At 69.5% G+C, this 26,790-nt stretch carries 30 protein-coding genes and 6 pseudogenes; 16 read left to right on the top strand and 20 right to left on the bottom strand.

The genetic code is table 11. From position 1 onward, the window contains the following. The first annotated feature begins 34 nt into the window (after window positions 1–34). Window positions 35–943, top strand: coding sequence for an ABC transporter ATP-binding protein (locus tag OG386_RS44270; protein WP_328792932.1), 909 nt, complete (start codon window positions 35–37; stop codon window positions 941–943). Continuing rightward, the gene (locus tag OG386_RS44265) at window positions 940–1,785 is read left to right on the top strand and encodes an ABC transporter permease subunit (protein WP_328792931.1); all 846 of its coding nucleotides are present in this window, start codon (window positions 940–942) and stop codon (window positions 1,783–1,785) included. Before OG386_RS44270 ends, OG386_RS44265 begins: the two co-directional genes overlap by 4 nt. A gap of 78 nt (window positions 1,786–1,863) precedes the next feature. Here OG386_RS44265 and OG386_RS44260 read toward each other — a convergent pair. Then, window positions 1,864–2,106, bottom strand: a pseudogene (locus tag OG386_RS44260) (Tn3 family transposase); the annotation flags it as partial. Further along, a complete protein-coding gene (locus tag OG386_RS44255; protein WP_328792929.1) occupies window positions 2,106–2,321 on the bottom strand; it encodes a hypothetical protein in 216 nt (71 codons plus the stop codon). The gene OG386_RS44255 and the pseudogene OG386_RS44260, both read right to left, overlap by 1 nt. A 301-nt stretch (window positions 2,322–2,622) precedes the next feature. On the opposite strand from OG386_RS44255, the gene OG386_RS44250 reads away from it, so the two are divergent. Further along, complete coding sequence (locus OG386_RS44250; RefSeq protein WP_328792928.1) at window positions 2,623–2,883, top strand: thioredoxin family protein; 261 nt, start codon at window positions 2,623–2,625, stop codon at window positions 2,881–2,883. 34 nt (window positions 2,884–2,917) lie between these two features. Here OG386_RS44250 and OG386_RS44245 read toward each other — a convergent pair whose 3' ends face one another. Then, a complete protein-coding gene (locus OG386_RS44245) occupies window positions 2,918–3,442 on the bottom strand; it encodes a hypothetical protein (protein WP_328792927.1) in 525 nt (174 codons plus the stop codon). Between the two features lie 243 nt (window positions 3,443–3,685). Between OG386_RS44245 and OG386_RS44240 the strand changes: the two are divergent. Then, window positions 3,686–4,521 (top strand): annotated as a pseudogene (locus OG386_RS44240) (IS5 family transposase). Window positions 4,522–4,638: 117 nt separating this feature from the next. After that, on the top strand, window positions 4,639–5,652 hold the full coding sequence (locus OG386_RS44235) for a hypothetical protein (RefSeq protein WP_328792926.1): 1,014 nt from the start codon (window positions 4,639–4,641) through the stop codon (window positions 5,650–5,652). Here OG386_RS44235 and OG386_RS44230 read toward each other — a convergent pair. From OG386_RS44230 to OG386_RS44180, 12 genes and pseudogenes are all read right to left on the bottom strand, one after another. Next, window positions 5,612–6,253, bottom strand: coding sequence for a hypothetical protein (locus OG386_RS44230; RefSeq protein ID WP_328792925.1), 642 nt, complete (start codon window positions 6,251–6,253; stop codon window positions 5,612–5,614). The genes OG386_RS44235 and OG386_RS44230 overlap by 41 nt on opposite strands. 125 nt (window positions 6,254–6,378) lie before the next feature. Further along, window positions 6,379–6,573 carry a hypothetical protein gene (locus OG386_RS44225; protein ID WP_328792924.1) on the bottom strand — a complete coding sequence of 65 codons (195 nt, stop codon included), beginning with the start codon at window positions 6,571–6,573 and terminating at the stop codon, window positions 6,379–6,381. 325 nt (window positions 6,574–6,898) lie between these two features. Beyond that, window positions 6,899–7,027 carry a hypothetical protein gene (locus OG386_RS44220; RefSeq protein ID WP_328792923.1) on the bottom strand — a complete coding sequence of 43 codons (129 nt, stop codon included), beginning with the start codon at window positions 7,025–7,027 and terminating at the stop codon, window positions 6,899–6,901. Between the two features lie 256 nt (window positions 7,028–7,283). Then, window positions 7,284–8,303, bottom strand: coding sequence for an NADPH:quinone reductase (locus OG386_RS44215; RefSeq protein ID WP_328792922.1), 1,020 nt, complete (start codon window positions 8,301–8,303; stop codon window positions 7,284–7,286). Window positions 8,304–8,328: 25 nt separating this feature from the next. Further along, complete coding sequence (locus OG386_RS44210; protein ID WP_328792921.1) at window positions 8,329–9,222, bottom strand: aldo/keto reductase; 894 nt, start codon at window positions 9,220–9,222, stop codon at window positions 8,329–8,331. After that, on the bottom strand, window positions 9,219–9,776 hold the full coding sequence (locus OG386_RS44205) for a TetR/AcrR family transcriptional regulator (RefSeq protein ID WP_328792920.1): 558 nt from the start codon (window positions 9,774–9,776) through the stop codon (window positions 9,219–9,221). The genes OG386_RS44210 and OG386_RS44205 overlap by 4 nt, the downstream gene beginning before the upstream one ends. 455 nt (window positions 9,777–10,231) lie before the next feature. Then, on the bottom strand, window positions 10,232–10,618 hold the full coding sequence (locus OG386_RS47115; RefSeq protein ID WP_405790555.1) for a transposase: 387 nt from the start codon (window positions 10,616–10,618) through the stop codon (window positions 10,232–10,234). Next, a pseudogene (locus tag OG386_RS44200) lies at window positions 10,569–11,225 on the bottom strand (ISL3 family transposase); the annotation flags it as partial. The gene OG386_RS47115 and the pseudogene OG386_RS44200, both read right to left, overlap by 50 nt. Window positions 11,226–11,366: 141 nt before the next feature. Next, window positions 11,367–11,777 carry a DUF4259 domain-containing protein gene (locus OG386_RS44195; protein WP_328792919.1) on the bottom strand — a complete coding sequence of 137 codons (411 nt, stop codon included), beginning with the start codon at window positions 11,775–11,777 and terminating at the stop codon, window positions 11,367–11,369. Window positions 11,778–11,932: 155 nt separating this feature from the next. Next, a pseudogene (locus OG386_RS44190) lies at window positions 11,933–12,723 on the bottom strand (IS5 family transposase). Window positions 12,724–12,872: 149 nt separating this feature from the next. Continuing rightward, window positions 12,873–13,166 carry a hypothetical protein gene (locus OG386_RS44185; protein ID WP_328792918.1) on the bottom strand — a complete coding sequence of 98 codons (294 nt, stop codon included), beginning with the start codon at window positions 13,164–13,166 and terminating at the stop codon, window positions 12,873–12,875. A gap of 83 nt (window positions 13,167–13,249) precedes the next feature. Continuing rightward, window positions 13,250–13,582, bottom strand: a complete 333-nt coding sequence (locus OG386_RS44180; protein WP_266385549.1) for a hypothetical protein — start codon at window positions 13,580–13,582, stop codon at window positions 13,250–13,252. A 260-nt stretch (window positions 13,583–13,842) separates the two neighbouring features. Here OG386_RS44180 and OG386_RS44175 point away from each other — a divergent pair. Continuing rightward, window positions 13,843–14,701 (top strand): IS5 family transposase gene (locus OG386_RS44175; RefSeq protein WP_443053333.1). Its coding sequence is split into 2 segments (ribosomal slippage): window positions 13,843–14,210 and window positions 14,209–14,701, totalling 861 coding nucleotides; the frame shifts between segments, so codons are not numbered across the junction. 104 nt (window positions 14,702–14,805) lie between these two features. Continuing rightward, the gene (locus OG386_RS44170) at window positions 14,806–15,057 is read left to right on the top strand and encodes a hypothetical protein (protein ID WP_328792917.1); all 252 of its coding nucleotides are present in this window, start codon (window positions 14,806–14,808) and stop codon (window positions 15,055–15,057) included. 89 nt (window positions 15,058–15,146) lie between these two features. On the opposite strand, the gene OG386_RS44165 is transcribed toward OG386_RS44170, so the two are convergent. Beyond that, window positions 15,147–15,332, bottom strand: a complete 186-nt coding sequence (locus tag OG386_RS44165; protein WP_328792916.1) for a hypothetical protein — start codon at window positions 15,330–15,332, stop codon at window positions 15,147–15,149. A gap of 487 nt (window positions 15,333–15,819) precedes the next feature. On the opposite strand from OG386_RS44165, the gene OG386_RS44160 reads away from it, so the two are divergent. From OG386_RS44160 to OG386_RS44145, 4 genes and pseudogenes are all read left to right on the top strand, one after another. After that, entirely contained in the window at window positions 15,820–16,356 is a 537-nt protein-coding gene (locus tag OG386_RS44160; protein WP_328792915.1) for a hypothetical protein, read from the top strand. Beyond that, window positions 16,353–17,351 carry a beta-ketoacyl synthase N-terminal-like domain-containing protein gene (locus OG386_RS44155; protein WP_328792914.1) on the top strand — a complete coding sequence of 333 codons (999 nt, stop codon included), beginning with the start codon at window positions 16,353–16,355 and terminating at the stop codon, window positions 17,349–17,351. Before OG386_RS44160 ends, OG386_RS44155 begins: the two co-directional genes overlap by 4 nt. A 17-nt stretch (window positions 17,352–17,368) precedes the next feature. Further along, window positions 17,369–17,890 (top strand): annotated as a pseudogene (locus OG386_RS44150) (thioesterase domain-containing protein); the annotation flags it as partial. A 73-nt stretch (window positions 17,891–17,963) separates the two neighbouring features. Next, the gene (locus OG386_RS44145; RefSeq protein WP_328792913.1) at window positions 17,964–18,371 is read left to right on the top strand and encodes a thioesterase II family protein; all 408 of its coding nucleotides are present in this window, start codon (window positions 17,964–17,966) and stop codon (window positions 18,369–18,371) included. A 77-nt stretch (window positions 18,372–18,448) separates the two neighbouring features. Here the strand turns inward: OG386_RS44145 and OG386_RS44140 are convergent, their stop codons facing one another. Continuing rightward, window positions 18,449–18,838 carry a hypothetical protein gene (locus tag OG386_RS44140; RefSeq protein WP_328792912.1) on the bottom strand — a complete coding sequence of 130 codons (390 nt, stop codon included), beginning with the start codon at window positions 18,836–18,838 and terminating at the stop codon, window positions 18,449–18,451. 357 nt (window positions 18,839–19,195) lie between these two features. On the opposite strand from OG386_RS44140, the gene OG386_RS44135 reads away from it, so the two are divergent. Then, on the top strand, window positions 19,196–19,333 hold the full coding sequence (locus OG386_RS44135; RefSeq protein WP_328793594.1) for a hypothetical protein: 138 nt from the start codon (window positions 19,196–19,198) through the stop codon (window positions 19,331–19,333). A gap of 133 nt (window positions 19,334–19,466) precedes the next feature. Continuing rightward, window positions 19,467–20,462, top strand: coding sequence for a phosphotransferase enzyme family protein (locus OG386_RS44130; protein WP_328792911.1), 996 nt, complete (start codon window positions 19,467–19,469; stop codon window positions 20,460–20,462). A 271-nt stretch (window positions 20,463–20,733) separates the two neighbouring features. Here the strand turns inward: OG386_RS44130 and OG386_RS44125 are convergent, their stop codons facing one another. From OG386_RS44125 to OG386_RS44115, 3 genes and pseudogenes are all read right to left on the bottom strand, one after another. Continuing rightward, entirely contained in the window at window positions 20,734–21,255 is a 522-nt protein-coding gene (locus OG386_RS44125; protein WP_328792910.1) for an NUDIX hydrolase, read from the bottom strand. A gap of 103 nt (window positions 21,256–21,358) precedes the next feature. Continuing rightward, window positions 21,359–22,290, bottom strand: a pseudogene (locus tag OG386_RS44120) (aminoglycoside phosphotransferase family protein). Next, entirely contained in the window at window positions 22,287–22,415 is a 129-nt protein-coding gene (locus OG386_RS44115; RefSeq protein ID WP_328792909.1) for a hypothetical protein, read from the bottom strand. Before OG386_RS44115 ends, OG386_RS44120 begins: the two are co-directional and overlap by 4 nt. A gap of 810 nt (window positions 22,416–23,225) precedes the next feature. Between OG386_RS44115 and OG386_RS44110 the strand changes: the two genes are divergently transcribed. From OG386_RS44110 to OG386_RS44100, 3 genes are all read left to right on the top strand, one after another. Then, window positions 23,226–24,116 (top strand): aminoglycoside phosphotransferase family protein, encoded by an 891-nt coding sequence (locus tag OG386_RS44110; RefSeq protein ID WP_328792908.1) that lies wholly within the window; start codon window positions 23,226–23,228, stop codon window positions 24,114–24,116. Then, entirely contained in the window at window positions 24,113–26,056 is a 1,944-nt protein-coding gene (locus tag OG386_RS44105; protein ID WP_328792907.1) for an ABC transporter ATP-binding protein, read from the top strand. The genes OG386_RS44110 and OG386_RS44105 overlap by 4 nt, the downstream gene beginning before the upstream one ends. A gap of 151 nt (window positions 26,057–26,207) precedes the next feature. Beyond that, window positions 26,208–26,789, top strand: a complete 582-nt coding sequence (locus tag OG386_RS44100; RefSeq protein ID WP_328792906.1) for a class I SAM-dependent methyltransferase — start codon at window positions 26,208–26,210, stop codon at window positions 26,787–26,789. The last annotated feature ends 1 nt before the right edge of the window (window position 26,790 follow it).

Genomic DNA, 26,790 nt, shown 5'->3' with positions numbered 1-26,790 from the left:
ACGGGCGGGGTCGCCCACCGGCACCGTTGTCCCCGTGATCGAAGTCAACGAGCTCACGAAGCGATACGGCGGCACGACGGCCGTCAAAGATCTGACCTTCACCGTGCGACCCGGCCAGGTGACCGGGTTTCTCGGTCCGAACGGCGCCGGCAAGAGCACCACGCTGCGGATGATCCTCGGCTTGCATGAGCCCACCAGAGGCACCGTCACCGTCGACGGCCGTTCCTTTCGCGACCGCCCTCGCGGCCTGCGTCATGTCGGCTCCCTTCTCGACGCGCACGATGTGCACGGCGGGCGCAGCGCGGCGGCGCAGCTGTCCGCCCTGGCCCGCAGCAACCGCATCCCGCAGCGCCGGGTGGAGGAGGTGCTGCGGGAGGTCGGCCTCGCCGAGGTCGCCCGGCGCCGCATCGGCGGATTCTCGCTCGGCATGAAGCAGCGGCTCGGCATCGCTTCCGCCCTGCTCGGCGATCCACCGGTCCTGCTCTTCGACGAACCGCTCAACGGCCTCGACCCGGAAGGCGTGAAGTGGGTGCGTGACCTGTTCAGGCGGCTCGCCGCCGAGGGCCGCACGGTGTTCGTCTCCAGCCATCTCATGTCCGAGATGGAGCACACCGCCGACCAGCTGATCGTCATCGGCCGCGGCGAACTGATCGCGGCGGAAAGCCTCGCGGAGTTCTCCGCTCGCGGCACCCAGCAGAGCGTCACGGTGGGCACGCCCGCCGCTGCCGTCCTGAGAGATCTACTGACGGCCGAGGGCGCGGCCGTGGACACGGCGGGCGACCTGCTTGCTGTGACCGGTGTGACCGCGGTCCGGATCGGTGAGATCGCCATGGAGCACCGCATTTTGCTGCATCACCTCAGCACCCGGTCCGCCTCATTGGAAGAGGCGTTCATGGAGCTCACCGCCGACAGCGTGCAATACCTCGCAGGAGACCCCCAGTGACCACGACGTACGCTCCCGTTGGCGGACTTGGCGCCGACGAACCCCGCGCCCGCTTTAACGACCTGGTGGCCGCCGAGTGGATCAAGCTTCGGTCGCTTCGCTCAACCTGGATCGCGTACGGGGCCACCGCACTGGCCGTCATCGCGTTCAACGCGGGCATTGCCTACGACACCTACAACTACTGGCCGGAGCGGAGCGCGGCGGACCGGGCAGACTTCGTCCGGGCCGGAATTCCGCTGCAGGAGGCGTTCACAGCGAACGCCGTCATGGTCATGATGCTCGCCCTCGGTGCAATCGGCGCCGTCGCGATCCTCGGCGAGTACAGCACGGGCACCATCCGTACGACGTTCGCGGCCGTTCCGGCCCGCCGTTCGGTGATGGCCGCCAAAACGGTGGTCGTCACGGCCGTCACCACCGTCTTCGGCGCGATCGTCGCGGGGGCCTCGTTCGGGCTGACGCAGGCGATCCTCGACGGCCGGGACGCAGGCATCTCGATCAGCTATCCGGGCGCCCTGCGCGTCGTAGCGGCGTCCGCCCTCCTCGCGCCCGTGTGCGCGGTCGTCGGCATGGCCATCGGCTCCGTCATCAGGCACACCTCGGCCACCATGATCGCCTCGGTGGTAGCCATCCTCGTACTGCCCATCATCTTCACCGACGGCCGCCACTGGTCGGCAGTCGCCGGCCACGCCACGCTCTACCAGGCGTGGTTGCGGCTCGTGGAGGTCGGCTCCCCCCAGACCGACTTTCCGTGGACGACCGGCGGAGCCTGGACCGTCTACGCGGTGTGGGCGCTCACCGCAGCCGTGCTCGCCGTCACCAGCGCACAACAGCGAGACCAGTGAGAGGGCCGGTCGGCCAACTGCCCGGGTCCGGACACCCCGGCCAAGGCGGCCGCGACCAAGATGACGGGTTGACGACCGTTATTCCTCATCGACGACATCGGGGTCACGCAGCGACCGCAGGCCACCCGGCAGGTCCGGGAGCTGGAAGGAGTACCGGCCGAGCATGTTGATGTAATGGCGGACGAACGGGGAGAGGCGCGCGACGTCCTCATCACGGACATCGAATCCGTCCGCCCGGAGCTGGGTGACGGCGGCGTCCAAAATGCCCCCACCGCGGACGATGAGGGCACATGGGTGTACGACGGAACCGCGCAGGCCTATCAGCCCAACCCCCAGTACTGGTCGGGAGCGGCCACGGGGGCGATGCCGGCCACACCGTGAAGAAGGGCAGGCGTCCCGAACTCGGGAACGACGGAGTCCGACAGCGCATGGCTGAACCGAGGCTCGAAGCCCGTGTCAGCGTGAGCCGAAGAGGCCGTTCCGACGATGGCCCCCGCGAGGGCAACGGCGACAAGTACGCGCTTGGTGTTGTTCATGCCCTGCCAACGACCTTGACCCGCCGGGGTCACCCCCCGGACATGGCTCCGCCCCGGCACAGCGTCGGCGCATGTACCGGGGCGGGGGAAGGTCAGGCCGCGGTCCCGACTACTCCGAGTCTGGATCCGAGCTGGTCGGCCCCGTCCAGGCCACAGGCCGGAGCCCAAGGACATGCGAGCAGGGTGTGGTTTGCGCTGGTGCCGACTCGGAGAGGATCGGAGCTGTTGTCCGTCCTCCTTGCGACTGCGCGCCCTGCCGGCCGCGGTCTGGTAGGCAGAGCTCCCAGCGAAGGGCCCCACCATGTCGTCAGATCTCATCAGGGACGTAACGGACGCGACCTTCGAGGCCGAGGTCCTGAAGGCTGAGGGGCCCGTACTGGTGGAGTTCTGGGCCGATTGGAAAGAGCAGTCGAAAGCGATGGCGCCCGTTCTGGACGATGCCGCCGCGACGCACCAGGGCAAACTCACTGTCGCCAAGATCAACATCGACGACAACCAAGAGACGCCCGCCCGGCACGGTGTCAGCAGCATCCCCACCCTGCTGCTGCACCTTCGAGGCTGAGCCTCCCCAGCGGGGCCTCGCCGCGGCCTGAGCCTCAGACCGTAAAGAGCGGCTCGTAGGGGTGTCCCTCCGGCGTGTAGATCAAAACGAAGTCTTCCCCCAGCCGAGTGGCCACCTCCCTCAAGCGAGCCAGGACCTCGGCCTGACCCGGAAGATCGAGGCCAAGGGCTGCGGCAGCACGATCCCTTCTGGCCGCGAGGTCCGGCATGTCCTCCAGATACTCAGCCTCAAGCTCGCGACTCTCCTCGTCCGTGAACGCCTGGCAGCCTTGCCACCACGGGACGACCAGCAACAGCCGCACCAGCTCGTGCAGGCCGATGGCAATCAGAGCCGCACCTCCTTCGGAGTCGGCGTACAGGATCGGACGCTCCTCTCCGCCTTCACCGCAGAAGAAGAACGTCCCACCAGCAGCATCGCCGGCGAACCCCTCAAGCGCGGCACCCGAGGCAAGGTGCACTTCCTCGACATGATCGCCTCGGTCAAGGTCGAAGTCACCCGGCCAAGCGAGAAAACGGGCAGCTTCTTCCTGCTCACGGACGGCAGCGATCAACGATTCCATGAGCCGCAGCCTACGTCCCGCTGCTTGACAACCATCATTGGGAATCAGTCACAGCGGCTGTGACTGTGCACGCTAGGTGGCCCAGGCGGACAACTTCGATGCACAGGAGCCGCCGGCACGGTGTGGCTGCGGTGGGCTGCCGCCCAGGGCATCGATGCCGGTCACAGGCAGGCGACCGGGTCTGTCAGAGGGGGCTCTTAGAGGTCCTAACAGAAGTTGTTGATCATGTGACTTTCGGTTCGGGTGGTCGTTGGTCTGGTCGTGGGGAAACGCCAGTCACGGCCGTGGATCGTGTCGGATGAATTGTGGTCGCTCGTCGAGCCGTTGCTTCCGGATCCGGCGCCGAAGCGGGTGGAGGGCCGTCCGCGGGTGCCGGACCGGCAGGCACTCTGCGGGATCCTGTTCGTGCTGCATACCGGGATCCAGTGGGAGTACCTGCCGCAGGAGCTGGGGTTCGGTTCCGGGATGACCTGCTGGCGGCGTCTGGCCGCGTGGAACGAGGCAGGTGTGTGGGACCAACTGCACCTGGTGCTGTTGAAGAAGCTGCGGGTCGCAAGGAAGCTGGACTGGTCGCGGGCGGTGATCGACTCCTCCCATGTCAGGGCCGCTCGGCGGGGCCCAAAAGCGGTCCCAGCCCGGTCGACCGCGCTCGGCCGGGTAGCAAGCACCACCTGATCGTTGACGGGCAGGGCATCCCGCTGGCTGTCTCGCTGACGGGCGGGAACCGCAACGACGTCACTCAGCTGATGCCGCTGCTGAACAAGATCCCGTCGGTCGCCGGCCTCGTCGGCCGGCCTCGCAGACGCCCGGACAGTGTTCTGGCCGACCGTGGCTACGACCACGACAAGTACCGCCGCCTGGTCTGGGCGCTCGGCGTCAAACCCGTGATCGCCCGCCGCGGAGTCCCACACGGCTCCGGCCTCGGCGTCTACCGGTGGGTCGTGGAACGGACCATCGCCTGGCTTCACGGCTTCCGCCGGCTACGGATCCGATGGGAACGACGCGACGACATCCACGAGGCCTTCCTCGGCCTCGCCACCTGCCTCATCACCCACCGCCACGTCCAACGCCTTTGTTAGGACCTCTTAGTCTCGGTTCATGATCGGCGGGTGGTGTGCCCGCGTAGGGAGGGGCCTGAAGTGGGTTGGTGGGAGAGGAAAACGGAGGACCGGCCGCGTTGGATCCTGGAGCCCCTGGTGGGGGTGGGGCCGCTGCAGTTCGGGATGGACTCCGACGAGGTGAAGGCCGCCCTGGGCGGGCCGCTCGCCGGCAACGGCCAGGTCTCAGCGGACGGAATGTGGTGGCAGGACTACCGGGAGACGGGCCTGACCTGCATCTACGACCGGGGGATGATCCTGGTCGGCGTGGTGGTCGGTGCCGTGGAAGGCCCTCGGGTCAGGGTCGGGGAGGTCGAGCTGATCGGCCGGGTTCCCTCCGAGGTCCGTGCTGAGATCCACGAGTTCGCCCGCTCGGAGGGGGCCGCGGTGCGGGTGAACTGGAGCGGGGACCCGGAGGTAGCGGCTTGGGGAGTGTCCATGGGCACCGGGCGGGAACGGGGACTGTCCGCCGGGGGCTGGCTGGAGCAGAAGGACACGGTGGTCACCTCCGCGCTGCTCGTCGGGCCCGAGCTGGCCCACGACCCCTACGCGACGGCGCCGGTACTGCACTGGTGTGACGTCCGTGAGCGGGGGAGGAACCCGGGAGCCTGGCCGGTGGCGCCCGACCACGAGCGCCCACGCTGGGAGTGGGTGCCGCTGGAGCGGGTCGGGCCGCTCCGGTTCGGGATGAGCCCGTCCAGGGTGGCGGCCACCCTGGACGGCGAGGTGCCGGCAGGCCGGATCGGCCACTTTCCCTTCTACTGGTGGGGCGAGGACGGACAGTGGCATCTCAACGAGGACCGGTTCGAGAAGACCGGGGTGAGCGCGCACTACTGGATGCATCCGGACGGCGTTCCGCGCCTGGGCGCCGTGACCTCGTACGGCCGCACCGGACCGCAGGTCCTCCACGTCGGCATCCCGCTCGTCGGCGTGGCACCTTCCGCCCTCAACGCGGCCGTGATGCAGCATGTCGAGGACCATGACCTGGGTCTGCGCTTCTGCCTCAGCGGAGCGGCGGTCTGGGACGGGCTGCAGCTGGCGCTGGGTGCGACGAGGGTCGGGGACACCTCGGTCAGCGAGGCCACGTTCTACACGGCGGACTGGGAGATGTAGGGCGTACGCCGACCAGGCCCCGCCAGTCACGGCGTGCGCACCGTTGAGCGGCCGCGGCCGCCGCCCGGGCCGCCGCCGCGAACCGCACCTCGTCCTCCTTCTCGACCCGCCCGGCCGGCCGGACATCGAGGAGCCAGGCCGCCCCCGGCGTCAGCGCCAGGAAGTCCGGGGTATGCGAGTCCGTGCCGTCGACCTGGGCGAACCGGAGACGGAACGGCTGCGACAGCACCTCGGCCACCCCGCCGGCGAAGTCCAGGGCCAGGAGCAGGCGCCGCTCCGCCAGGCTCTCGAACCCGTGCTGCCGGCCAGTGGACACCAGGAATTCCAGGCCCGGCCGGTGTCTCTGGCCGGTCCGCCACGAGAACCGGCGTACCGGCACAGACGCCGACGCCGGCGCGTTTGCGAGATCGCGTACCGGTACGACGACGTCGGCCTTGCCTGCCTTCCACACCGCCGTCCACGTACGCAGCGAGTCCGGGTCACCGCCGAGCCGACCCACAGCCTCGTCCGGCACGGTGTACGGAAGGAACAACTCATCAAAGGAGCAGGTATGCGACCACACCGGCCCGACCTCGCGTACGGCGTCGACCAAGGAGCTCACGCCACCAGCACACCGGGACCGGGGTGAACCAACGGCGAGAACACCGGAAACCACATAGTCAGCCCTGCTCAGCACTACCTTGCCCGCCCACGCTAAACAGGCCGACTAGGTTACTCAGCCGCGAGTCAGTGGAACCAGACGACGAGGCGCACGTTCTCCGCTCCGTGGATTTCGCTGAGGATGCGCATGACTTTCCAGACTCGGCCCCAGTCCGTGTCGATCCCCGCGGCTGAGGCGCGGGTTCGTGTGCCTGAGGCGTTGGTCTCCTCCCAGTTCGTGGTCTCCAGCTCGGCCCAGGTCAGCCAGGTGGTCCCGTGCACATCGTGGGGGCCGCCGTAGCCGGCGAACTCACCTCGCAGCCCCTCCGAAGCGTCATCCGGAAAGCCACGATCTTCCGCGAGGGGGGCGGAAGCCGAAGTAGTTCCGGATTCCGAAAAGGCAGGCCAGGCCTTGGTAGGCGTTGCCCCTGTTGAGGAGGAAGAGATCGATGCCGACCTCCCATACGGAGTCCTCGTCGTCAGGGCCCCACAGACGGGCCCCCGGCCGGCACTCGATCATTCCGCTGACATCTGTCGACATGGAGAGATCCTGCCTGACCAGGCCACAGGGGCGTTGCAAAGTCCTGTGGTCTTGTGTTCGCGCTGGTCAGGCGATGCCCAACAGGTCGAGCGGGCGAGTGAAGGGCTTGTAGGAGGCGTGCCGGATGCCGGCCGCGATGTTGCGGTGTCCCGCGCCGCGGAGCGCGTTGATCGCCAGGTTGCGCAGGCTCGACATGTGCTCGGGACCGTGACCTCGCCGCCGCCGGCGGCACCGTCACTGGCCCGGTCAACCGCACCGGCCTGGGCGACGGCCCGTCCTTCCGGCCCGGCGCGTGGCTGCGCAAGCAGGCGAAGGCCCGCACCGAAGGGAAGCTGACCGAGCAACAGACTACGCTCCTGGACGCACTTCACGCTGCCGAGGCCGCCGCTGGCTGACAGCGCCGGTCCGGGGCGGGATCTGCCGTCACGGCGAGGTGGGGCGCACTGTGGCGTCAGGACGTGATGTCCACCAGGACCTTGCCGACTGTGCCGCTCTCCACCGCGCGGTGCGCGTCGGCGGTGCGGTGGAGCGGAAAGCGGGTCAGTGGCAGGCCGTGTTCCTCGCCGACCGGCAGGGCGCCGTCGCGGACCGCGGAGGCGATGTCCTCGGCGGCCGAGGCGCGCGCCTGCGGACCGGCCGTGTAGAGCACCAGGAACTGGAGGCGCGTGTTGAGCACCATGTTGTGCCGCACGTCCAGCTCGACCGGCTTGCCGCCGTCGTTGGCGTAGGTCGCGATCGTGCCGCGCGCCCGCAGCACGGCCAGGTCCAGTGCGATGTTCGCGCCGAGCGCCACTTCGGCGACGATGTCGACGCCGTCCGGGGCGATCCTGCGGATCTCGGCGGCCGGATCCCCCTCTCGATAGTTGACCACGTGGTGGGCGCCGGCGGCGGTGGCCAGTCGGGCCTTCTCCGGTCCGCTGACCGTGCTGATCACGGTCGCGCCGGCCCAGCGGGCGAGCTGGATCACGGCGTGCCCGACCGCCCCGGCCCCGCCGGCAGCGAGCACGACCGTGCCGTCCAGCGCCCCCGGCCGCAGGCGGCGCGGGCCGTCCTCGGCGACGGTGAGCGCGCGGTGCGCGGTCAGCGCAGGGACGCCGAGTGCGGCGCCGACATCGAAGCCGGCCTCGTCGGGCAGCGGCACGGCCCGCTCGGCCGGTACGACGGTGAACTCGGCGGCGGTGCCGGTGGGCCGCCCGGCGGCAGCCATGAACAGCCAGACCCGCTGGCCGACCCGGCTCCGGTCGACTCCCTCACCGACGGCGTCGATCACGCCGGCGCCGTCCAGGTGCGGGGTGACCTCGGAGAACTGCTTCGTATGGGCGGGGCCGGAGCGGGCCTGCCAGTCGGTCGGGTTGATCCCGGACACAGCGACCCGGACGCGGACCTCGCCGGAGCCGGGCACGGGCAGGTCGCGGTCGACGAGCCGAAGAACGTCGGGGCCGCCGTTGTCGCGGTAGACGATGGCTTTCATGATTCCGTCCTGGTCGGGGGGCGGGTCAGCCGATGGGGACTTCGGCGGAGCGGGACTCAATGGCGTCGAGGGTGGCCAGGGTGGCGGCGTCGAGAGTGATCCCGCCGGCGGCCGTGTTGGCCTCGAGGTGAGCGGGGTTGGCGGTGCCGGGGATGAGCAGCACGTTGGGGGCGCGGTGCAGTAGCCAGGCGAGGCCGACCTGGGAGGGTGTGACGCCCAGGGATTCGGCCACGGCGTGCACCGCCGGCTCGTCGGTCGCCTTGGGCAGGCCCGGGAAGGACCCGCCGAGTGGGAAGAACGGCACCCAGGCAATGCCCTCGGCCGCGCACAGCCGCAGCAGGTCCTCGTCGTCGCGGGAGACGAGGCTGTACGCGTTCTGCACGCAGGCGATGCCCGCCGGCAGGGCGCGGCGAAGACCGTCGAGGGTGACGCAGCTAAGGCCGATCGCGCCGATCTTGCCCTCGTCGCGCAGGGCGGTCATCACTTCGAGCTGGTCGTCGAGGTCGACCACCTGGTCGCCGTCGGGGCGCAGGCCAGGGCCGGAGTCGAGCCGGCGGAGGTTGACCACAGGGAGCCGGTCGACGCCGAGGCTGCGCAGGTTGTCCTCGACGCTGGCGCGAAGCTGTTCGGGGCGCTGCGCGAGACGCAGTGGCAGAGGCCCGCCCAGGTCGGGGTCGGCCCCTACCTTCGTGACGACCAGGACGCCGTCCTCGGGGCGCAGCGCCTCGCGGATGACCTGGTTCGCGAACCCGAAGCCGTAGAACTGGGCGGTGTCCACGTGGTCGACGCCCAGCTCGACCGCGCGGCGCAGCAGGGCGGCGGCCTCACTGCGGCTGTGGTGCAGGCGTTCGAGTTGCAGGGCGCCGTAGCCGACCCGGAAAACGGTGCGGCCTGCGAACGGAGCGGTCAGGGTGGTCATGGCGCGGTCTCCTCGGCCGGTGACTGCAGGGCGGTGTACAGCAGTTGGGCCAGGTAGAGGCTCTGCACCTGATGGGCAATCGGGGTGGCGCGCTCCTGGGCCGCGGTCGGCTCGAGGTGTTCGACCTTGACCAGCCAGGCGGTGACGCTGTCGTGCACCATCGCGCGCATCCGGTCGATCGTGTCGACGACGATGTCGTGGATGGCCGGGTTGTTGGTCGCCTCGCTCCAGGTCTGCACGCCGACCCGGGCTTCGACCGGGTCGATGCCGGCGATCAGGCGAGTGAGCAGTTCGTCGGGGTCGGGCGGGGTGTCGCTCCCGGCGTACTCGCCGAGGGCCTCCGCGCGTTTGGCGAGCACCGCGTGGGCGGAGGCCTGAACCAAGTCGGCCTTGTTGCGGTAGTGGGCGTAGATCGAGCCTGTCGACAGGCCGGACTCGGCCGTGATGTCGGCGATCGAGGTCCGCTCCAGGCCGTTGCGGCTGAAGCAGCGTACGGCGGCCTCGGTGATCTGGGCGCGCCGGAGTTCCTTGCGTGCGTCGGTGAGTCGCGGCACCGCACCTCCTACAAAAAGAATCTCTGTTCTGCTTGTTAGCTCTCAACATACAGAACCGCTGTTCCGTTTGTCGCGCGGGCGGATGTGGCGGGGATCACGTTTCGGGGAAGACCTGCGGCCCGGCCCGGGCGCCTAGGAGGCGTGAGATCAGTCAGGGCAGCGCTGCACGATCTGGACGAGGAACGCCTCGTCCAGATGGGAAGGCCACCCCGTTCAACCGGAGCTTTGATGCGTTCGTGACGGCCCGGCCCGCACTCCTCGCGCCGCCGCGACCTGCGGACTCACGCGATCACCGGGACTTTGAAATGCCCCTGAACCAGGCCAGGAGCCAGCACCTCCATATCCCGGATTCGGGCGTTACCCGTCGAGCCTCCGGCTTGGCCAGCGTTGCGCAGCTCCGTCAACTGCAACGCTCAGTGGCCAACTGTCCGGTTCTGACCGTTCCTCCGTGATGGCTACGCCTGCAGGAGGATGCGGGCTCTGAGTAGGGCGAATGATGCTCTGCCGTACATCTGCCGCTTGATCGTCTTGATCCTGTTGACGTGGCCTTCGACGATGCCGGAGCTGTAGGGCAGGGTGAGGCCGGCGGTAAAGGCGTGCAGGTATTGGCGGGTGGAGTCGGCGAAGATGCCGATGGCGTCCGGGCCGCCCAGCTCGGCCTTCTGAATCCAGTCCCGCAGCAGGTGGCCGCGGCGTTGGCGGAGCATGTCGGTGAACTCCCGCGCGAGGTCGCAGGCCTGGGCGATCTCGGGGCAGGCACTCCGAACGGCGTCGAGCTGGGCAACGTCGGCGGCAGGTCTTCTCCACCGCCGTGGAGAGGTTCTGGAGGAGGTGCCAGCGATCTGCCACCTCCAGCGTGTCGGGGGCGGCCTGTCTGATGGCCTTGGTGAATGCCATCAGGCGGTCCCGGCAGATGATCTCGGCGCCGGGGTGCTCCTGGAGCCATGTGGCGACCGTGCTGGTCTCTCGGTCCGGCAGCACATCCACCGGCCTGGAGGACTCGACGTCGACGAGGACGGTTCCGTAGGTCCGGCCTTTGCGGAACGCGAACTCGTCGATTCCAAGTATCCGCGGGGCGCGGGTCGGCACGGGCCGAGCGGTCAATTGCCCCAAGAGCGCTGTCCGTCGGCCGTGGATCCGTAGCTTCTCGCACAAACGTTGGCCAGGGCAGCCACCGAACTCCACAGCGACCGATCTCATCGCCGACCGGGCCGCCGTCGAAGTACGCCGTCTCGGCTCGGTCAGGCCGGCCACCTGTTCCACGTATGTCCGGCGCCGGCACCGGCTTTGGTCACAGAAGAACCGACGCACGCGGAGGCGGACGATCATCTGGCGGCCGCTGGCGGGCAGCCCGGCAATGTGACGCCAGTAGCGGCTGTGAACGCGTGCCGCGGGATGTTGACACAGGGGACATGGCCCTGGCGGTCCGCAGCATGCCGCGTCGACCATCAGGCTGTCACCCACGATCGTGACCTGGCGCACTACGACGTTCAGACCTGGGAAAAGGACGTCTCGAAGTGATTCCGTCTCCATGACGACGTCATCCCCTGGAGGAACGATCCTGCAGTTCAGCCCTTCGAGCGCCGGTCGTCAGGGGGCTACGTCCAGTGCGCGAGTGATCGTCTGGACCATCGCTCGCCACTCCTCCGCATCAGTGCCATCGACCCAGCCCTCGGCCATCTCTGAGCCGTCCTCCAGAACACGACGAAGTGCCCTTCCGGCCTCAGGCCGGAGCGAGATCGGCAAGACGGGCAACGGCTCAGCAGGACCGTCATCAGGATCGATCACTACCTGGCTGCCCGGAATCTGGCACGCAACGAGGGCAGCAGCGGCAATGGCTTCGGCCCCATCGCCGCCGTCCACGCGCGAGCCGGAGGCCACCACCCTCTGGACGGTCCTCGTCATCGCCTCGATGACCTGCTCAGTCGACATCCCCGCAAGCCCGTCGACGAAATCTGCGGCCATATCGCTGTCGAACGGACCGGTCCCCCACGTTCCCATGCACTACTCCCACCATCCGGACTCGGTGACGCCAGCATCTCAACACGCTCTGACACCGCGGAACAGCGGGAGCTGGCAACGCCCGGCGGCTGGCACCATCCCGCGGATGACGTAGGCATCACGGAACAGCGGTCAGAACTCACGACTTGGAGGTCCTAACAAAGGCGTTGGACGTGGCGGTGGGTGATGAGGCAGGTGGCGAGGCCGAGGAAGGCCTCGTGGATGTCGTCGCGTCGTTCCCATCGGATCCGTAGCCGGCGGAAGCCGTGAAGCCAGGCGATGGTCCGTTCCACGACCCACCGGTAGACGCCGAGGCCGGAGCCGTGTGGGACTCCGCGGCGGGCGATCACGGGTTTGACGCCGAGCGCCCAGACCAGGCGGCGGTACTTGTCGTGGTCGTAGCCACGGTCGGCCAGAACACTGTCCGGGCGTCTGCGAGGCCGGCCGACGAGGCCGGCGACCGACGGGATCTTGTTCAGCAGCGGCATCAGCTGAGTGACGTCGTTGCGGTTCCCGCCCGTCAGCGAGACAGCCAGCGGGATGCCCTGCCCGTCAACGATCAGGTGGTGCTTGCTACCCGGCCGAGCGCGGTCGACCGGGCTGGGACCGCTTTTGGGCCCCGCCGAGCGGCCCTGACATGGGAGGAGTCGATCACCGCCCGCGACCAGTCCAGCTTCCTTGCGACCCGCAGCTTCTTCAACAGCACCAGGTGCAGTTGGTCCCACACACCTGCCTCGTTCCACGCGGCCAGACGCCGCCAGCAGGTCATCCCGGAACCGAACCCCAGCTACTGCGGCAGGTACTCCCACTGGATCCCGGTATGCAGCACGAACAGGATCCCGCAGAGTGCCTGCCGGTCCGGCACCCGCGGACGGCCCTCCACCCGCTTCGGCGCCGGATCCGGAAGCAACGGCTCGACGAGCGACCACAATTCATCCGACACGATCCACGGCCGTGACTGGCGTTTCCCGACCAGACCAACGACCACCCGAACCGAAAGTCACATGATCAACAACTTCTGTTAGGACCTCTTGGCCCGTCTGGCCAATCAGAGCGTTCAGCTGGAGCCCGCATCCAGAGCGATCCGGTCGGAAGCTAGCGACCCACCGTGCTCCAGTCAGCGGGGGCAGGCGGCACCGTACGGCCTGCGATGTGTTCGCGGAGGCGCCAGGTCAGTTCCGGCAGATCGTAGGCAGGGAAGCTGACCTGCAGGGGGCGCAGGGCGAAGTCCGACGGCTGGTCACCCTGAAACATTGCCGCATCCATCGGCTTGATCGCGTCGGGGGCGGCCCAGTGCGTCATCCGCACGTAGAAGGCATCCCGCGGTCCGGCATTTGCTACGGCCGAGAGGAAGGAGAGTCCGCCGTCGACCGGGAAGTCGATAAGCATCCAGCCGCGACGGGACTCCACCCACCCCGCGGCTCCGCTTCAACCAGCCGCGCACCCGCTAGCCGGACACCCCCTGGGAGCGCTCAGCGCCTCAACGACTGCACCACGACCGCCGCCGACAGCAGGAGTCCGGCGCCGGCCATCACCTTGGCGGCGGTCGGGCGTTCGCGCGGGTCCGCCCCGGTGGCCAGCAGGAGCTGCAGCGCCGAGGGGAAGAACAGGAACATCCCGGCCATGGCGCCGATGAACGACCACAGCACCAGCAGCGCCGCGATGGTGCCCGCGACGTAGACGAAGCCGGACGGCCGGGCGTACAGGAACAACGGCACGGAGACCACCGCGGCGGTCGCGAAAGCGAGCGCCGTGATGCCGGAATCCGCGAACCACACGATCAGCACCGGTAGGGGGGTGATCACGGCGCACAGCACGAGGCCGAACTGCCATGGATGAATACTCGCTCGTGCAGCGGCCTGCATGACCAACCCCCGGACCCGACGACTTGAACGCGTTCAAGCTACCGGATCCGGGGGCGTGCTACGTCAGCGGGTGCACTGGCCAGCTGGACAGCAGGTCAGCGCGCCAACCGCTACCCTGCGTGCCAACAACAACGCTCAGCGGGGCCAACTCAAGCACTAGGCCGTGTCTTCAAATGGTTCTGATGGGGGATCATGTCGGCATGGTGCGTCGTCATGAGCTGACGGATGTGGAGTGGGAAGCGCTGTCCGGGCTGTTGCCGCGGTCGTCCTCGGGGCGGCCGCGGTTGGACGACCGGCGGGTCCTGAACGGGATCGTGTGGAAGCTGCGGACGGGGTCGGCGTGGCGTGATGTGCCGGCACGGTACGGGCCCTGGAGGACTCTGTACACCCGTTTTCGCAGGTGGGCGCTGGACGGGACGTTCACGCGGATGCTGGCCGCGGTCCAGGCGGAGAAGGACGCGACCGGTGACATCGATTGGCTGGTGTCGGTCGACTCCACGGTCACGCGGGCCCATCAGCATGCTGCGGGCGCCCGCAAAAGGGGCAGGGCAGGGGGACGAAATATGTGATCACGCCCTCGGACGATCCCGAGGCGGACTGACCACGAAAATCCACCTGGCCTGCGACGGCCGCGGCCGGCCGCTCGGCTTCGTCCTCACCGGCGGCAACGCCGCCGACTGCACCCGCTTCGAAGAGGTCATGGACACCATCAAGGTCCGCCGGGCCGGGCCCGGGCGACCCCGAACCCGCCCGGACCACGTCCTGGGCGACAAGGGCTACAGCTCCCGCAAGATACGCGCCTACCTACGTAAACGCGGGATCGGCCACACCATCCCCGAACGCCGGGACCAGCGGGCCAACCGATCCCGCCGCGGCCGCGACGGAGGCAGACCACCTGCCTTCGACAAACAGCTCTACAAGAAACGCAACGTCGTCGAACGCTGCTTCAACCGCCTCAAGCAGTACCGCGCGATCGCCACTCGCTATGACAAAACCCGCGAGTCCTACCAGGCAGCCGTCACCATCGCGTCCCTGTTCCTCTGGCTCAGACCCCTTTGAAGACACCGCCTAAGGGGCCAACTCGGCCGCTCAGTCTCAGGAACAGGGCTGATGACGGGTGTGGGCACTCGCCGAGAAAATCGAACACGTGTTTCACTGGTGGTGTGAGACCACCGTTCCGGTTCCCCGAGGACCTGATCACGCTCCAACGGGCGTGGCAGCAGACCTACGCCGAACTCGCGCAGGCCCCCGCCGAGGCCGGTACGACCGTGCTGCGGCGCCGGCTGATCACCCTCTCCGGAACCCTGTGCACCCACCCTCACTGGGCGACCCCCGCCGCCTGGCGGACCGGCAGCGTCGAGCTGCGGCGTGCCACCCACACCCCCGTATCGGCAGAACGGGAGGGTGCAGCATGAGCGAGCAGACCACCACCAAGCCCCGCCCGCAGGTCGCCACCTGGGCTCCCAGCCAGACCGGCCCCTGCGCACGGTACGGCGCTCCGGCGTCACCGCTCTACGTTCCAGTGCGGGTACAGCTCCCGCTTGTAGCCGTCGCGGATCTCCTCCGCGACCGGCAGGGTGGTGATCCCGTCCACGAGGGTGACCTCGTCGGCCTGGGCGGGGGAGGCGGGTGAGAGGACGGCGAAGGCGAGGGCGGCGGCCATGAGGCCCCAGCGGAAGTTGGTGATCATGAACCTGGTGATACCGGCTCAGCAGGGCACCGATCGAGCTGCCATCGGGCGTCTCACTCCACCGGGGGAGGGGATTCACCGCAGAACCGTGCCTGCTTCCGCCGATCCGCTTGAATGTGGTCGGCGACGGCATCGCCGCTGCCGGTCTGGACAGCTGCGGTCACGTTGAGGATACGCGGTAGAAGGGCACCCATTCCGGGAGGCTGTGCGGGACAGGCGCTCCAGGGACCCCGATCATGCGGTGTTCTTCTCAGGTGCGGCGCGGAGCAGGCATCTCAGGGTGTCCCATTCGGACACCCGCGCGGGCCCCTTTCCAGATTCCGTCCCGCTCTCCGAGGAACGCCCCGTGGCGGTCGTCTCGGGTGAGACTCCCGTAGAGGTCGAGCACACCCCCGCCCCTGTCGCGTTGGCTCTGTGTACCGATCACGAATATCAACGGTGCGATTCGGGAGCTCGTGGTGGCCGGCCGCGCGCGCGGGAACGCCGGATGGGTGAGAGCGCGGCAGCCGTCGCCGTCCAGCGCGCCGGCACCGGGAGAGGGCTCGTCCACGCCCGGGTGCGCGGTGTGTCCATGACCTGCGACGCCCACCACGCCACCGCGCCCGACCCCGTCGGCATCACCCGCGCGGTCCAGGACGCCTATCGCAGGGCCGGGGTAGGAGCGGAAGACATCGACCTGGTGATGCTGCACGGCAGTGGCACCCCCCTCAACGACGCGACGGAGTCGAGCGTCCTGAGCCGTATCCTCCAGGGCGCCGGAACCGGTCCGCGGATGACCGCCATCAAGGCGATGACCGGCCACACCCTGGGCGGTTCGGGACTCCTCAGCCTCCTGATGGCGGTGCTCGCCATGAAGGAAGGGACGGTACCCCCGGTCCTGGGACTCACCGACCCGATCCCCGAGGCCACGGGACTGCGCCTCGTGCAGGCCTCCCCCGCAACCGGCGACCTGACCATCGCTCAGGTCAACGCCTTCGGCTTCGGAGGGATCAACGCCGTCGCGATCGTGGAGGCAGCCCGATGAGTACGACGAGCACCGCACGGATGAGTAACCCGAGCGCCCGGGAGGTCGTCGTCACGGGCATCGGGCTGGCGCTCCCCGGTGTCGCAACCTACGGCGACCTCCTCGGACCGCTGCCCGGCGAGGGCGGCTTCGACCCGGCCACCGGACTCAGCGGACGCGAGCTGCGCCACAAGGACCGCGCGTCCCGGCTCGCCCTGCGAGCCGCCGAGTTCGCCCTCCACAACGCGGGTCTGACCGACGCCGACGCCACACTCACGGGCGTGGCCAATGCGACCGCCGTCGTGGTCAGCACCAACCTCGGCAATGCGGACAGCATCTGCGAAGCCACCGACACCATCGCCCGGGAAGGCGTCAGGGGCCTCAGCCCCTTGGGCCTGCCCCAGACCTCAAGCAACGTCATCGCCGGCTGGGTGGCCATCCGCTATGGGCTGCGCGGCCCCAACCTCACCGTCTGCAACGGCACCACCAGCGGTCTGGACGCCCTCGCCTGGGCCCGCAACCTCATCGTGGCCGGGCGCGCCGAAGTAGCTGTCGTCGTCGGAGTCGAACCGGCCAACGAGGTGGCGACGAGGATACTCGGCGAGCAGTCCACCGACGCGGCGGTCGCGATCGTCCTCGAGTCAGCGGACGTAGCCGCTTCCCGTGGCGCGCGGCCGCGCGCCACGATCGCCGGGTACGCACGGGCCCGGGACCTCGCCGCGGCGCTGACCTCCGCCGGTGCAACGGAGGAGAAGTCCGTCGGACTGTGGCTCATCGACGAGGCGGGTGCCGCCGCGTGCCAGCTGCTCGCAGCCACTCACCGGATCGACCTGGAGGCCCAGCTGGGCTCGCTGTCCGGAGCGCTGGGCGTCCTGCAGTGCGCTACCGCGGCTGCCCATCTGGAGAGCGACGACTCCACCACCGGGAACGTGCTCGCCACAGCTGGAGGCCCTCACCACGACGCGGCAGCCGCTGTGCTGCTGACCCCTTCACCGACCTGTCGTCCATCCACGTAGGAGCCAGGGGAACACCAATGACCACTGCGTCCGTGAACATTGAGGAGCTCCGCGCTCTGATAGCCGCAGCACTGGAGATCGAACCCGAGGAGGTCACCGACCAGGCGCACTTCGCCGACGAACTCGAGATCGACTCGCTGCTGATGCTCGAGATCTCCACCCGCGTGGAGAACGCGTTCAACGTCCCGGAGAACACCGTGGTCATCAGCGGTGCCAGGACCCTCGCCGAGCTGCACGCCTTCATCATCTCGAAGCGCCTCGGAGAAACGCCGGCCGACCCGGTCATCCGCCCGAAGCCGCTGAGCGACCCAGCAGCGCGCTTGTTCCTGTTCCACCACGCCGGCGGCTCACATCTGCTCTACCGGGGCTGGGCGGAACACTTCCCCCAGGACTGGGAACTCTGCCTCATAGAGGCCCCCGGCCGAGGCCACCTGCAGGCACACCCGCTGATCGACGCCTGCGACCGGCTGGTCGACTACGTCCACAACGCCATCGCTCCCCTGCTCGACCGGCCCTTCGCGCTCTTCGGCCACAGCATGGGCGCCCTCATTGCCTACCAGCTCACCCGCCGGCTCCACGACGAGGGGGGAACCGCTCCCCACCTGGCTGGGGGTGTCCGCCTACGGCGCCCCGCGAGTCGAGGCCAGCACCGACGACCGCCCTCACCTGATGTCCAACGACGAACTGCGCGCGTGGCTGCGGAACGTCGGCGGCAGCACACCGCAGCTCCTCGACAACGACGCCGTCTGGCCCACGTTCGCCCCTGTGTTCCGCAGCGACTTCAAACTCCTGGACACCTGGGCGCCTCGCCACGACCCCCAGCCGCTGCCCATTCCACTCTCGGTGTTCGGGGGCCGCCGCGACAAGCTGACCGGCGAGGACCGCCTGCTCTCCTTGCAAGCGTTCACCACGCGCTTCCGCGGACTTGCAATGTACGAGGGCGACCACTTCTACGTGATGGACCACGGGCAGCCTCTCGCTGCCGCCATCACGGCCGCGACGCGTTCCGCCGGTGCATGAGCTCTCTTTCACCACCACGCCACCCACTGGGTGATCAATCCCAACGGGGTGCCCGCGGAGGACGCGGTGGCGAGCCCTCAGGCGTCGGGGTCGACTTCGGGGTGCGTGAATCGCACGGGTCGGCCCAGCGCCCGGGAGTAGGCGATCTCGGCCCGGGTGCTGTCTCCGATGTAGTCGCCGACCACCAGTACCTCGTCGGCGAGCCTGATCTTCGACCGGTGCAGTTCGTCGAGTCGAACCTTCAGCGCCTCAGCCTCGACAGGATCGGACCAGAGCTCGTGCGGCGACTTCAGATCGCAACCCGGCTTGACGACAATCCTCCCGGCCTTGGTCTCCCGCACATCGGCCTCGGCCATCTGGGCCATGAAGCGAGTGGAGCCGCAGATCGCGACGATACGCGGGAAGCCCAGCTGCCTCTTCGCGTCGGCGAGCATCTCCTCGGGGGTGATCACTTGCGGGGACGACACTGGTTCCTCCTGGTGGTGCGGCCCGAGGGGTGCCTGCGGAGACGAAAAGGAAGGCGCCCCAGATCATCTCTTGGCGAACGACGTGGACACCCGCGCGCCCGCACTCTATGCGACGAGCACCCCTACTTGGTGCCGCTCCGCCCGCCGGCCAGCCCTACGCGCCGCCTGTGCGATGCCGCACCGGTCACCCTCACTACGAGAAGCCGGTGTCGGTTGCCGCGTTCAACGCCTCGATCAGCCGATTCACGCGGCAGGGCGCTGCGGTGTCGGCTCGACCGGCCGGTCCCCCGTCGGCAGCTGGTGGTGCCGGGTCGGGCTCGGGTACTGCCACAACCCGAACGAGGGTGGCGCAAGCAGATGACCGCATTGACGGAGCGTGTCCGCCGGCGACCTTGCGGCGCCGCGCTGCACCCGGTGCGGCACGCCGCGCTGGCGGCCGCGGTTCGTGCCCGCGTCCTGATCGACCCGACCACCTGCCGCCCGCTCAGCATCTGAGCACTTCGCTGCGCTTCGACGAGGAGACCATGTCCACCGCATCTCACCAACCCGCCACCAACCCTGTCGCCGCGCCTTCCCCGCCCGGCCGCACCGCGGAGGGGCACAGATCAAGGCGGTCGCCGACACGCTGGTGCTCGCGTACGGGATGTACCCGGTAGACATCACGCGTATCCCGGAGGGGACCGCGACGGACAACTACGCCGTCGTGGACCAGGCGGGCCGGCGGCACTTCGCCAAGGTCTACCGCACTCGGGAGTACTTGGATCTGGAGCGGGCGTCGGTCGCGCTGTCCGAGTACTGCGCCGACGGAGGTGTCGCGACCGCGCGGGCCACCCGCACGCGCGAGCACGAACTCATCGCGACCCACGGCCCCCTGCCTCTGTCCCTGTGGTCGTTCGTGCCGCACACCGCGACCGGCGAAGGCGGCCTGTGGGGTGCGCGGTGGGCAGCCGTCGACACGGCGATGGGCCGCCTCCACAGTCGGCTCGCCGCTCACCCCGCCGCCGCACCCACCCTGAATCCTGGCGCCGGGGTGTGTGATGTGGCTACCGCACGAGACAGCTATGAGGGTCTGATTCGCGCGTTTCAGAGCAAGCCTAGGCTTGGGGAGTTCGAGGCACGGTCGCTGCAGGCGACGCGTGAACGGCAAGCTCCTTTCGGTGGCGTCGAGCGCATCCTTGCTTCGCTTCCACCGCTAACGGTCCAGATCCTGCACGGTGACCTGTCCGGCGCCAACGTCTTGTTCAAGGACGACGATGCCGCCGCGTTCGTGGACTTCCGACCGCCCACACCCGGGTACCTCGCCTGGGAAATCGCACGGCTGGGCTGTGACCCTAGTAGCGTGCTGGCCAACGGCGTGGAGGGCTGGCTCACCGGGTACACCGATCTCACCCTGGCCTACCGGGACGCCAACCCCAAGGCGTCCGCGAACGACCTCGTGTCCTCGCTCCGTGTCGGCTGTGCAGCCGTGCTCTGCTCGACGTTTCCGTTCTCGGCACCAGTGAAGCGTCCGGACATCGTCGATGCCGCACTTGAGTCCTACGGCAGGGCGCGGCACGAGGCCGATCTGATGCTGCTGGACCAGCTACCTGTCTTGGAGGAGGCCCTGCGTGACGCTCTTCGCTGAGTTCATGACTCTCATGGCCACGCAAACAGAAGCCCTGGACAGCGCACCCGACAGTCCGGGCCAGCTGTAGCAGCAGGGCAGGACGGAGGCCTCCATCTGGTGGGCGCGGTAGTGCAGCCAGGCCTCGCACGAGGCGAGGTGTCTCGTCGGTGGTGGGCTGGTTGCCGAATCCGTCGTAGGGGACGGGGTGCTGCGCATGCGGAAGGCGAGGCCGCCGCGCCCCAGAGAGCGGAGGTAGCGGCCGCGGCGGGTCAGGAGAACTGGGCAGCGATCATCTGGTGAGCTGCTCGACTCGAAGTAGATCGTCCGGGCCGATGTGGATCGCGGCGACGTCGGCGAGCCACTGCATCCATACCGGCTCGATGCCGGGCGCAGCCTCGAACGCGGCGTCCGTGATCCGCCCCTTGGCGTAAGCGACCGTCCGGTCTGCCAATTCCTGCAGGGCGTCGGGCGTGATCCAGCGGACGTTCTTCGTCTCGCGGGCGCTCGGGGTGCGGCCACCGGTGACGGTGGCCTGGTAGATGGTCCAGTCGTGGCCGGTGCCGCGTGCGCCGGGGAGACGGCGACATGGGTTGCCCCGCCAACAGCCGGTGACGTGCGTGAGGCCGGTGACGGTGAGGCCGAGTTCTTCCTCGACCTCGGCGCGGGCTGCGTCCTCGGCGGTCCCGTGGTCGTCGATGTGGCCGGCGGCTGGTGCCGTGCCGGGCGGGAAGGTGGCGCGGTCGAACATCAGGAAGCGGCCCTGGTGATCGGTGATGACGATGCCGACCGAGGTGTTGTCGCAGGTCTTCATGGTCTCGCTCCTCGTGGGTGCTGAACGTCACCGGCGCACGGTGGCACGCCCTGCTTCGCGGAAGTCCTGCCAGGGCCAGCGCACAGCTGCGGTGTTGGTGGGGTCACGGGCCGGTGAGGATCCGCGCCAACTCGTCGACGAGCACGATGAGTCGAGTACGTTCGGCTCCGTGACGGCCGCGGCGAAATCCTCGTCGGCGGCCGCCGTAGGCGGCCTGGACCGCACTGAGCTGCGCCCACCGCCGTGCGCGTTCCCGATCGAGCTCGGCGGCACTGGTGAAGGCGTCGAGGGTGCGGTCGATCCCCCTGGCCAGGTCCCCCTGCTCGGCGAGGACGACCGACCGGGACTTGGCCAGCGTGCCGCAGTCGTACGCCCTGTCGCCCACCCAGCCCTTCGGGTCGAAACGGCCAACCAGGGCTCTCGGGCGCCCGCCAGGATGTTCCGCGCGTTCAGGTCGCCGTGGATGAGGGTGTCCGGCTGGTGGAGCGCGAGCTCGCGAACCGTCGCCGTCGCGGCCTGCACCGTCCGGGACGGCAGAGCCTCGGGGAAGTCCCGCGCGTCCTGACACAGTTGCTCCTCCCAGGTGGCGGCCCGGTCTTGAAGCCGGGGCAGTCCGGCTGGCGCGGGGACGGCGAGGCGACTGCTGACGCTCCCCGCGATCGCCGCCACCTCGTCGCCCTGCGCGGCCTGAGCCAGCGTCGTGGGGTGCGCCCGCTCCAGGAGCATGGCGTACCGGTCATCGTCCCGCTCGTGCAGCAGGACCGCTCCGCGCCCGCCCCAGGCCAAGAGCGCGTCCGGCTCGTACCGATTCTCGGGATGGGGAAAGGACACCTTCAGCACGGCTGGCTCGGTCGTCTTGCGCAGCACCGGGACGACGATGCCGACACCCCCGTACAGCGGTTCACCGTCCGGCGTGCAGGCCCAGCGCTCGGCCACCTCGCTCACGATGGCGGGGAGGGCGGAGAGCCATGCCGAGCCCGCCGGGCCTTCGCGGTCCACGGTGACCCGCACGAACACCTCTGGAAGAACGATCACCACCGCACCGCCCGGCCGAGGTACGCGGCGCCCTGCCAGTGCGCGGCTTCCACCGGACGGCCGGTCACCGCCGGCGGCCACTGCTGCTCCGGGAAGCACCGGAGGTGCGGGGCGGCAACGGTCATGGCTCTCCTGGTGACCTCGTGCCGGTGCAGCTCCACAGGGGCGCAGCGGGGGACGGCGCGTTCGAATGTAGTGGCCTGTCTGCGGGCGCGGGCACGGAACGCGAGAACCTCACCCGGACGTGCGCCGGCCGCGTCGAAGGTGCCGATGCTAGCCGCCTTCGGAGCCGTCCAGGGGCGGGACGCTCCGGAAGCTCACCCGGGCCGCGAACCAGATCGAGCCACTCTCGCAAGCGCCTGATTCCGGGCCGGCCTGGAGAGTTCAAGAATCCTTTCTCCCGGCACCACCCCAGGTCAGAGCCCACCAATTCGCGGGTGGCGGGTGGCGGCAGGGCGGGCCCGGGATGACCGGATCACGGTGCCGGCGGCCCCGGGTTGTCAGTGGTCTGGGCGAGGGTCCGTCCGCAGAGCACAGCCACACCACACCGAAGGAGCCGGGTGCTGTCGACGCGTCATGCAATCCGCCGCTCGGGCGACCGTCCCGCCGCCTTCCCCGTACGTGTGAATCGAACGACGCGAGAGGAGCCGCCCGTGCAGACGGCGCTTGCTGTCCGCGCCCCGGCGTCGAACTTTCACTCGACTCGTCGCCCACGGCTGCCCGTAGCGGCCCTGTGATCAGGTGCGTTGTCCGGGTGCTTTGCCCCCCGTTCCGAACCGAGGAGAAACCGTGAATCCCGTCCGCTTGGTCACCCTTCACCCTGTTCTCGAGAACCCTCCCGCTGCGGCCGCCGAAGCCCTCGCGCACCGGCGGCCCGTCGACGTCCGCCGCGTCCTGTTCGCCGCAGCATCACGACCGTCATCGGGGTGGGGGGCATGACCAACCCGACCACTGCGCCCCCTGCCCTGCTCGCGTGGGCCAGCCGGGAACTCGGCGCCCGTCCCGCCGTCACGGACGTCAGCCATCCACGCGCAAACTCCCGCGTCTGGCGGCTCGACCTGCCCGGCGAACTCCGCTTCTACCTGAAGATCTCGCCCAAGGCCGTGATGTACGAGCGCGAGACGCTCGCGCTGCGAAGTGCTGCACCGGCCCTCGGCGCCGGCGGCGCGCCGCAGCTGCGCGCCTCGAGCGCGGAGGATCTGGCACTACTGCTGACCGCCGTCCCCGGACGGCCGCTCAAGCAGCTGGAGCTCTCGCCCGTGGAGGAAGCCCGCGCGCACCGGCACGGTGGTGCCCTGCTGGCTCGCCTCCACGCGGCCAGTGATCAGTCCGGTCCTCGACGGGCCGAGGCAGAGCAGGCGCTGCAGGCCGCGGCCGAGGGTGCCGAAGGGCATCTGGCGGCGGCCGGGGACGAGCTGACCGCGCCGGAGCAGAAGCTCGTACGCCGGCTGGCCGAGGAGCTGCGGGCCCTGCCGCCGCTGCCGCTCGCATTCATCCACGGCGACGCGTGGCACCGAAACCTCATGTGGTCGACCGCCCGGCAGCAGGCCGGATGGATCGACTTCGAGCGCTCCCGGGCCGCGACCGCCGTGCAGGACTTCGTGCTGATGGCCTGCTCCACCTGGACCGATCGGCCAGACCTGCGGGCCGCGTGCCTCCAGGGCTACGGCCGCAACCTCACCGTCGAGGAGCAGCACGCCTTGAAGTGCCTCGCGGCGATCGACGCGGTGAGCTGCCTGGTCTGGGGACCGAAGCTCGACGACCCCCACGTCACCGCACGCGGACGGCGGACCCTGGACCGGCTGATGGCGGGGGTGTTCGCATGACCGCACCGCACCACCGGACCGACCCCCCGGCCGTCGACGCAGCAACCATCGGCGGCGAGACGGCGTCCCTCCCCGCCGCGCGGACGGGCGCTCCGCAACCCTCGGCGCCGCCTGAGCTCGACTACAACGGGCGCAAGCACCGGCGGGCGATGGACGACGCCACCTTGTGGGACATGGCCCGCCGCATCCCCGCGGCCCTGATCCAGACGGCCCGCCTGGCCTGGAGCGTCGACCGGCGCATGGCCCTGACGATCGTCGTGTGCCAGCTGCTGTCCGGCGTCGGCACGGCGGTGATGCTCACCGCCGTCGCGAGGGCCCTGCCGCAGCTGATGGTCGACAACCCCCGCCAGGGCCTGTCCCACGCGTGGCCGGCGCTGACCGTCGCCGTCGTCGCGATGGCCACCGGCGCGGCCATGTGGATCCTCGCTGACTGGGCGACCCGGCGCCTGAATCCGAAGATCGCCTCGGCCGCGGACCTGCAGCTCGTGGATCTCCACATGCGGGCCGAACTCGCCGCCTACGACGCGGAAGGGTTCGGCGACCGGAGCCAGGCGGCGGAGATCGGCGCGCTGCGCGCCGTCGACCTCGCCGACGATGCCAAGACCCTCACCAACGGACTCGTCCAGCTCGCCTCCGCGGCCGTGGTGCTCACCACCTTGCACCCTCTTCTCCTCGGTGTGCTGCTGCTGTCCGTCGTCCCCCGCGGTCTCGGCGGCGTGATCGCCGCCCGGGTCGACTACCGCGTCCACGACCAGACCATCTCCGCCCGCAACGTCCGCGGAATGATGCGCTGGTGGCTGACGACGGCCGAGCTCGCCGACGAGCTCCGCGCCAACACCATGCGCGGCTACCTGCACTTTTGGTACCGGTCCATGTGTGACCGGGTCGAGATGCGGGAGGTCGCCGGGGCGCGCCCGTATCTGCGGATCACGCTGCTGGCCGCCTCACTCGGCGGTCTGTTCACCCTCGGCATGTGGGCCTCGCTCGCCGGCCTGGTCCTCGCCGGGGCCATGACGACCGCGATCGCGGGCACCGCGGTCGTCGCCTCGCAGACCGCCGGCCGCGCCCTGAACTCGATCATCCGGTACTCGACGGTCATGTTCCATCACGGGCTCTACCTCTCCGATTACTACGAGTTCATCGACGAGGTCCGCGCCATGACCACGGCGCGCGGCACCGCGCGGGCCAAGCCCCCGCAGCAGATCCGCTTGGAAGGCGCCTCCTACACCTACCCGAGCAAGGAGGCTGCGGCCGTCAAGCCGATCACCCTGACCCTGAACCGCGGCGAAGTCGTCGCCCTCGTCGGGGAGAACGGCGCCGGCAAGTCCACGCTGATCCGCATGCTCACCGGACTGACCGTCGCGAGCGACGGCAAGGTCCTGTGGGATGACACCGATCTGGCCGAGGCCGACGCGGAGTCGGTGTGGCGGCACGTGGGCCTGGTGCCGCAGAAGAACGGGCACTGGCCGCTCGCTGCCCGGGAGAACGTCACCCTGGGCCAGCCCCGCGAGCACGGCGACGAGCGGATTTGGGACGCGGTCGAACGGGTCGGCATGACCAAGGCCCTGCGTGATCTCCCCAAGGAATTGGAGACGCTGCTCGCCCGGTCGGTGTGGGGCGGCCACGAGCTGTCCGGTGGGCAGTGGCAGAGGCTGGCCTGCGCGCGGGCGATGTACAGGGAGCCGGCCGTGCTCGTCCTGGACGAGCCGACCAGTGAGATGGACGCCCGAGGGGAGCACCAGATCTTCAGGGAGCTGCGGGCCATGGCCTCGGACCGGATCACCGTGGTGGTCACCCATCGCCTCGACAACGTGAGGATGGCCGACCGGGTGATCGTCCTCGACCAGGGAACCGTCCGGGAGCAGGGCTCCTTCGACGAACTCGTCGCGACCGAGGGGAGTTTGCTCGGCGAGCTGTACGCCCTCGCTCAGGACCGCTGACCCGCGGCCCCCACCAGAGGTCCACGCGGGGCCGCGCACGGCGGCGCGGCCCCGCCACTCCCCCGACGCCAAGGAGCGCCATGCACAGCACCGAGCCCGAAGCCGTCAACGCCCGCGCCTCCGTGCCGCCCGCCCGTGAAGGAGCCCCTTCGTGACCACAGCGCCCACCGAGGCCGTGACCCACTGGGAGCGGCTCTGGTCTCAGGGCCGCCGCTACCGGCAGCTCGACGAAACCGAGAACCGGCTGTTGGAGGACCACCTCGGCCCCGGCCGCGAGCGCCCTGACCTCGACATCGGTTGCGGCGACGGCTCTCTTGCCCGACGCCTCGCCCGGCTCGGCTACCGCACGACCGGCATCGACTGCTCCCCCAGCGCCGTCGTGCTCGCCGCCGCCCAGGACCCTGGGCCCGGTCACGAACCGGTCTGGCGGTGCATGGACATCACCACCGACGACCTCGGCGTCCTGCCGGAACCGGCGTACGCGGTCGTCACCTGCCGCCTGGTCTACCGGTGGATCGACGGCAAAGCCGCCTCCCTCAACCACGTCCGCCACCTCGTTGCCCCGGGCGGGACCTTCTGGGTGGTCACCGAGATCTCCGGGCGCCGCGCCGCTACCGACCCCTTGCAGGGCCTCGGAATCACCCCCTCCCAGGCCGAGATCCTCACCGCGGGCTGGTCCACCGTCCAGACCGCCGACCTCGACGTCCTGCGCTGCTACCCCTTGCGCCCCTGAC

It is taken from the genome of Streptomyces sp. NBC_00273 (genome assembly GCF_036178145.1).
Lineage (GTDB): Bacteria > Actinomycetota > Actinomycetes > Streptomycetales > Streptomycetaceae > Streptomyces.
Note: the sequence above shows the minus strand (reverse complement) of the source record. Positions and strands in the feature narration are given on the sequence as shown.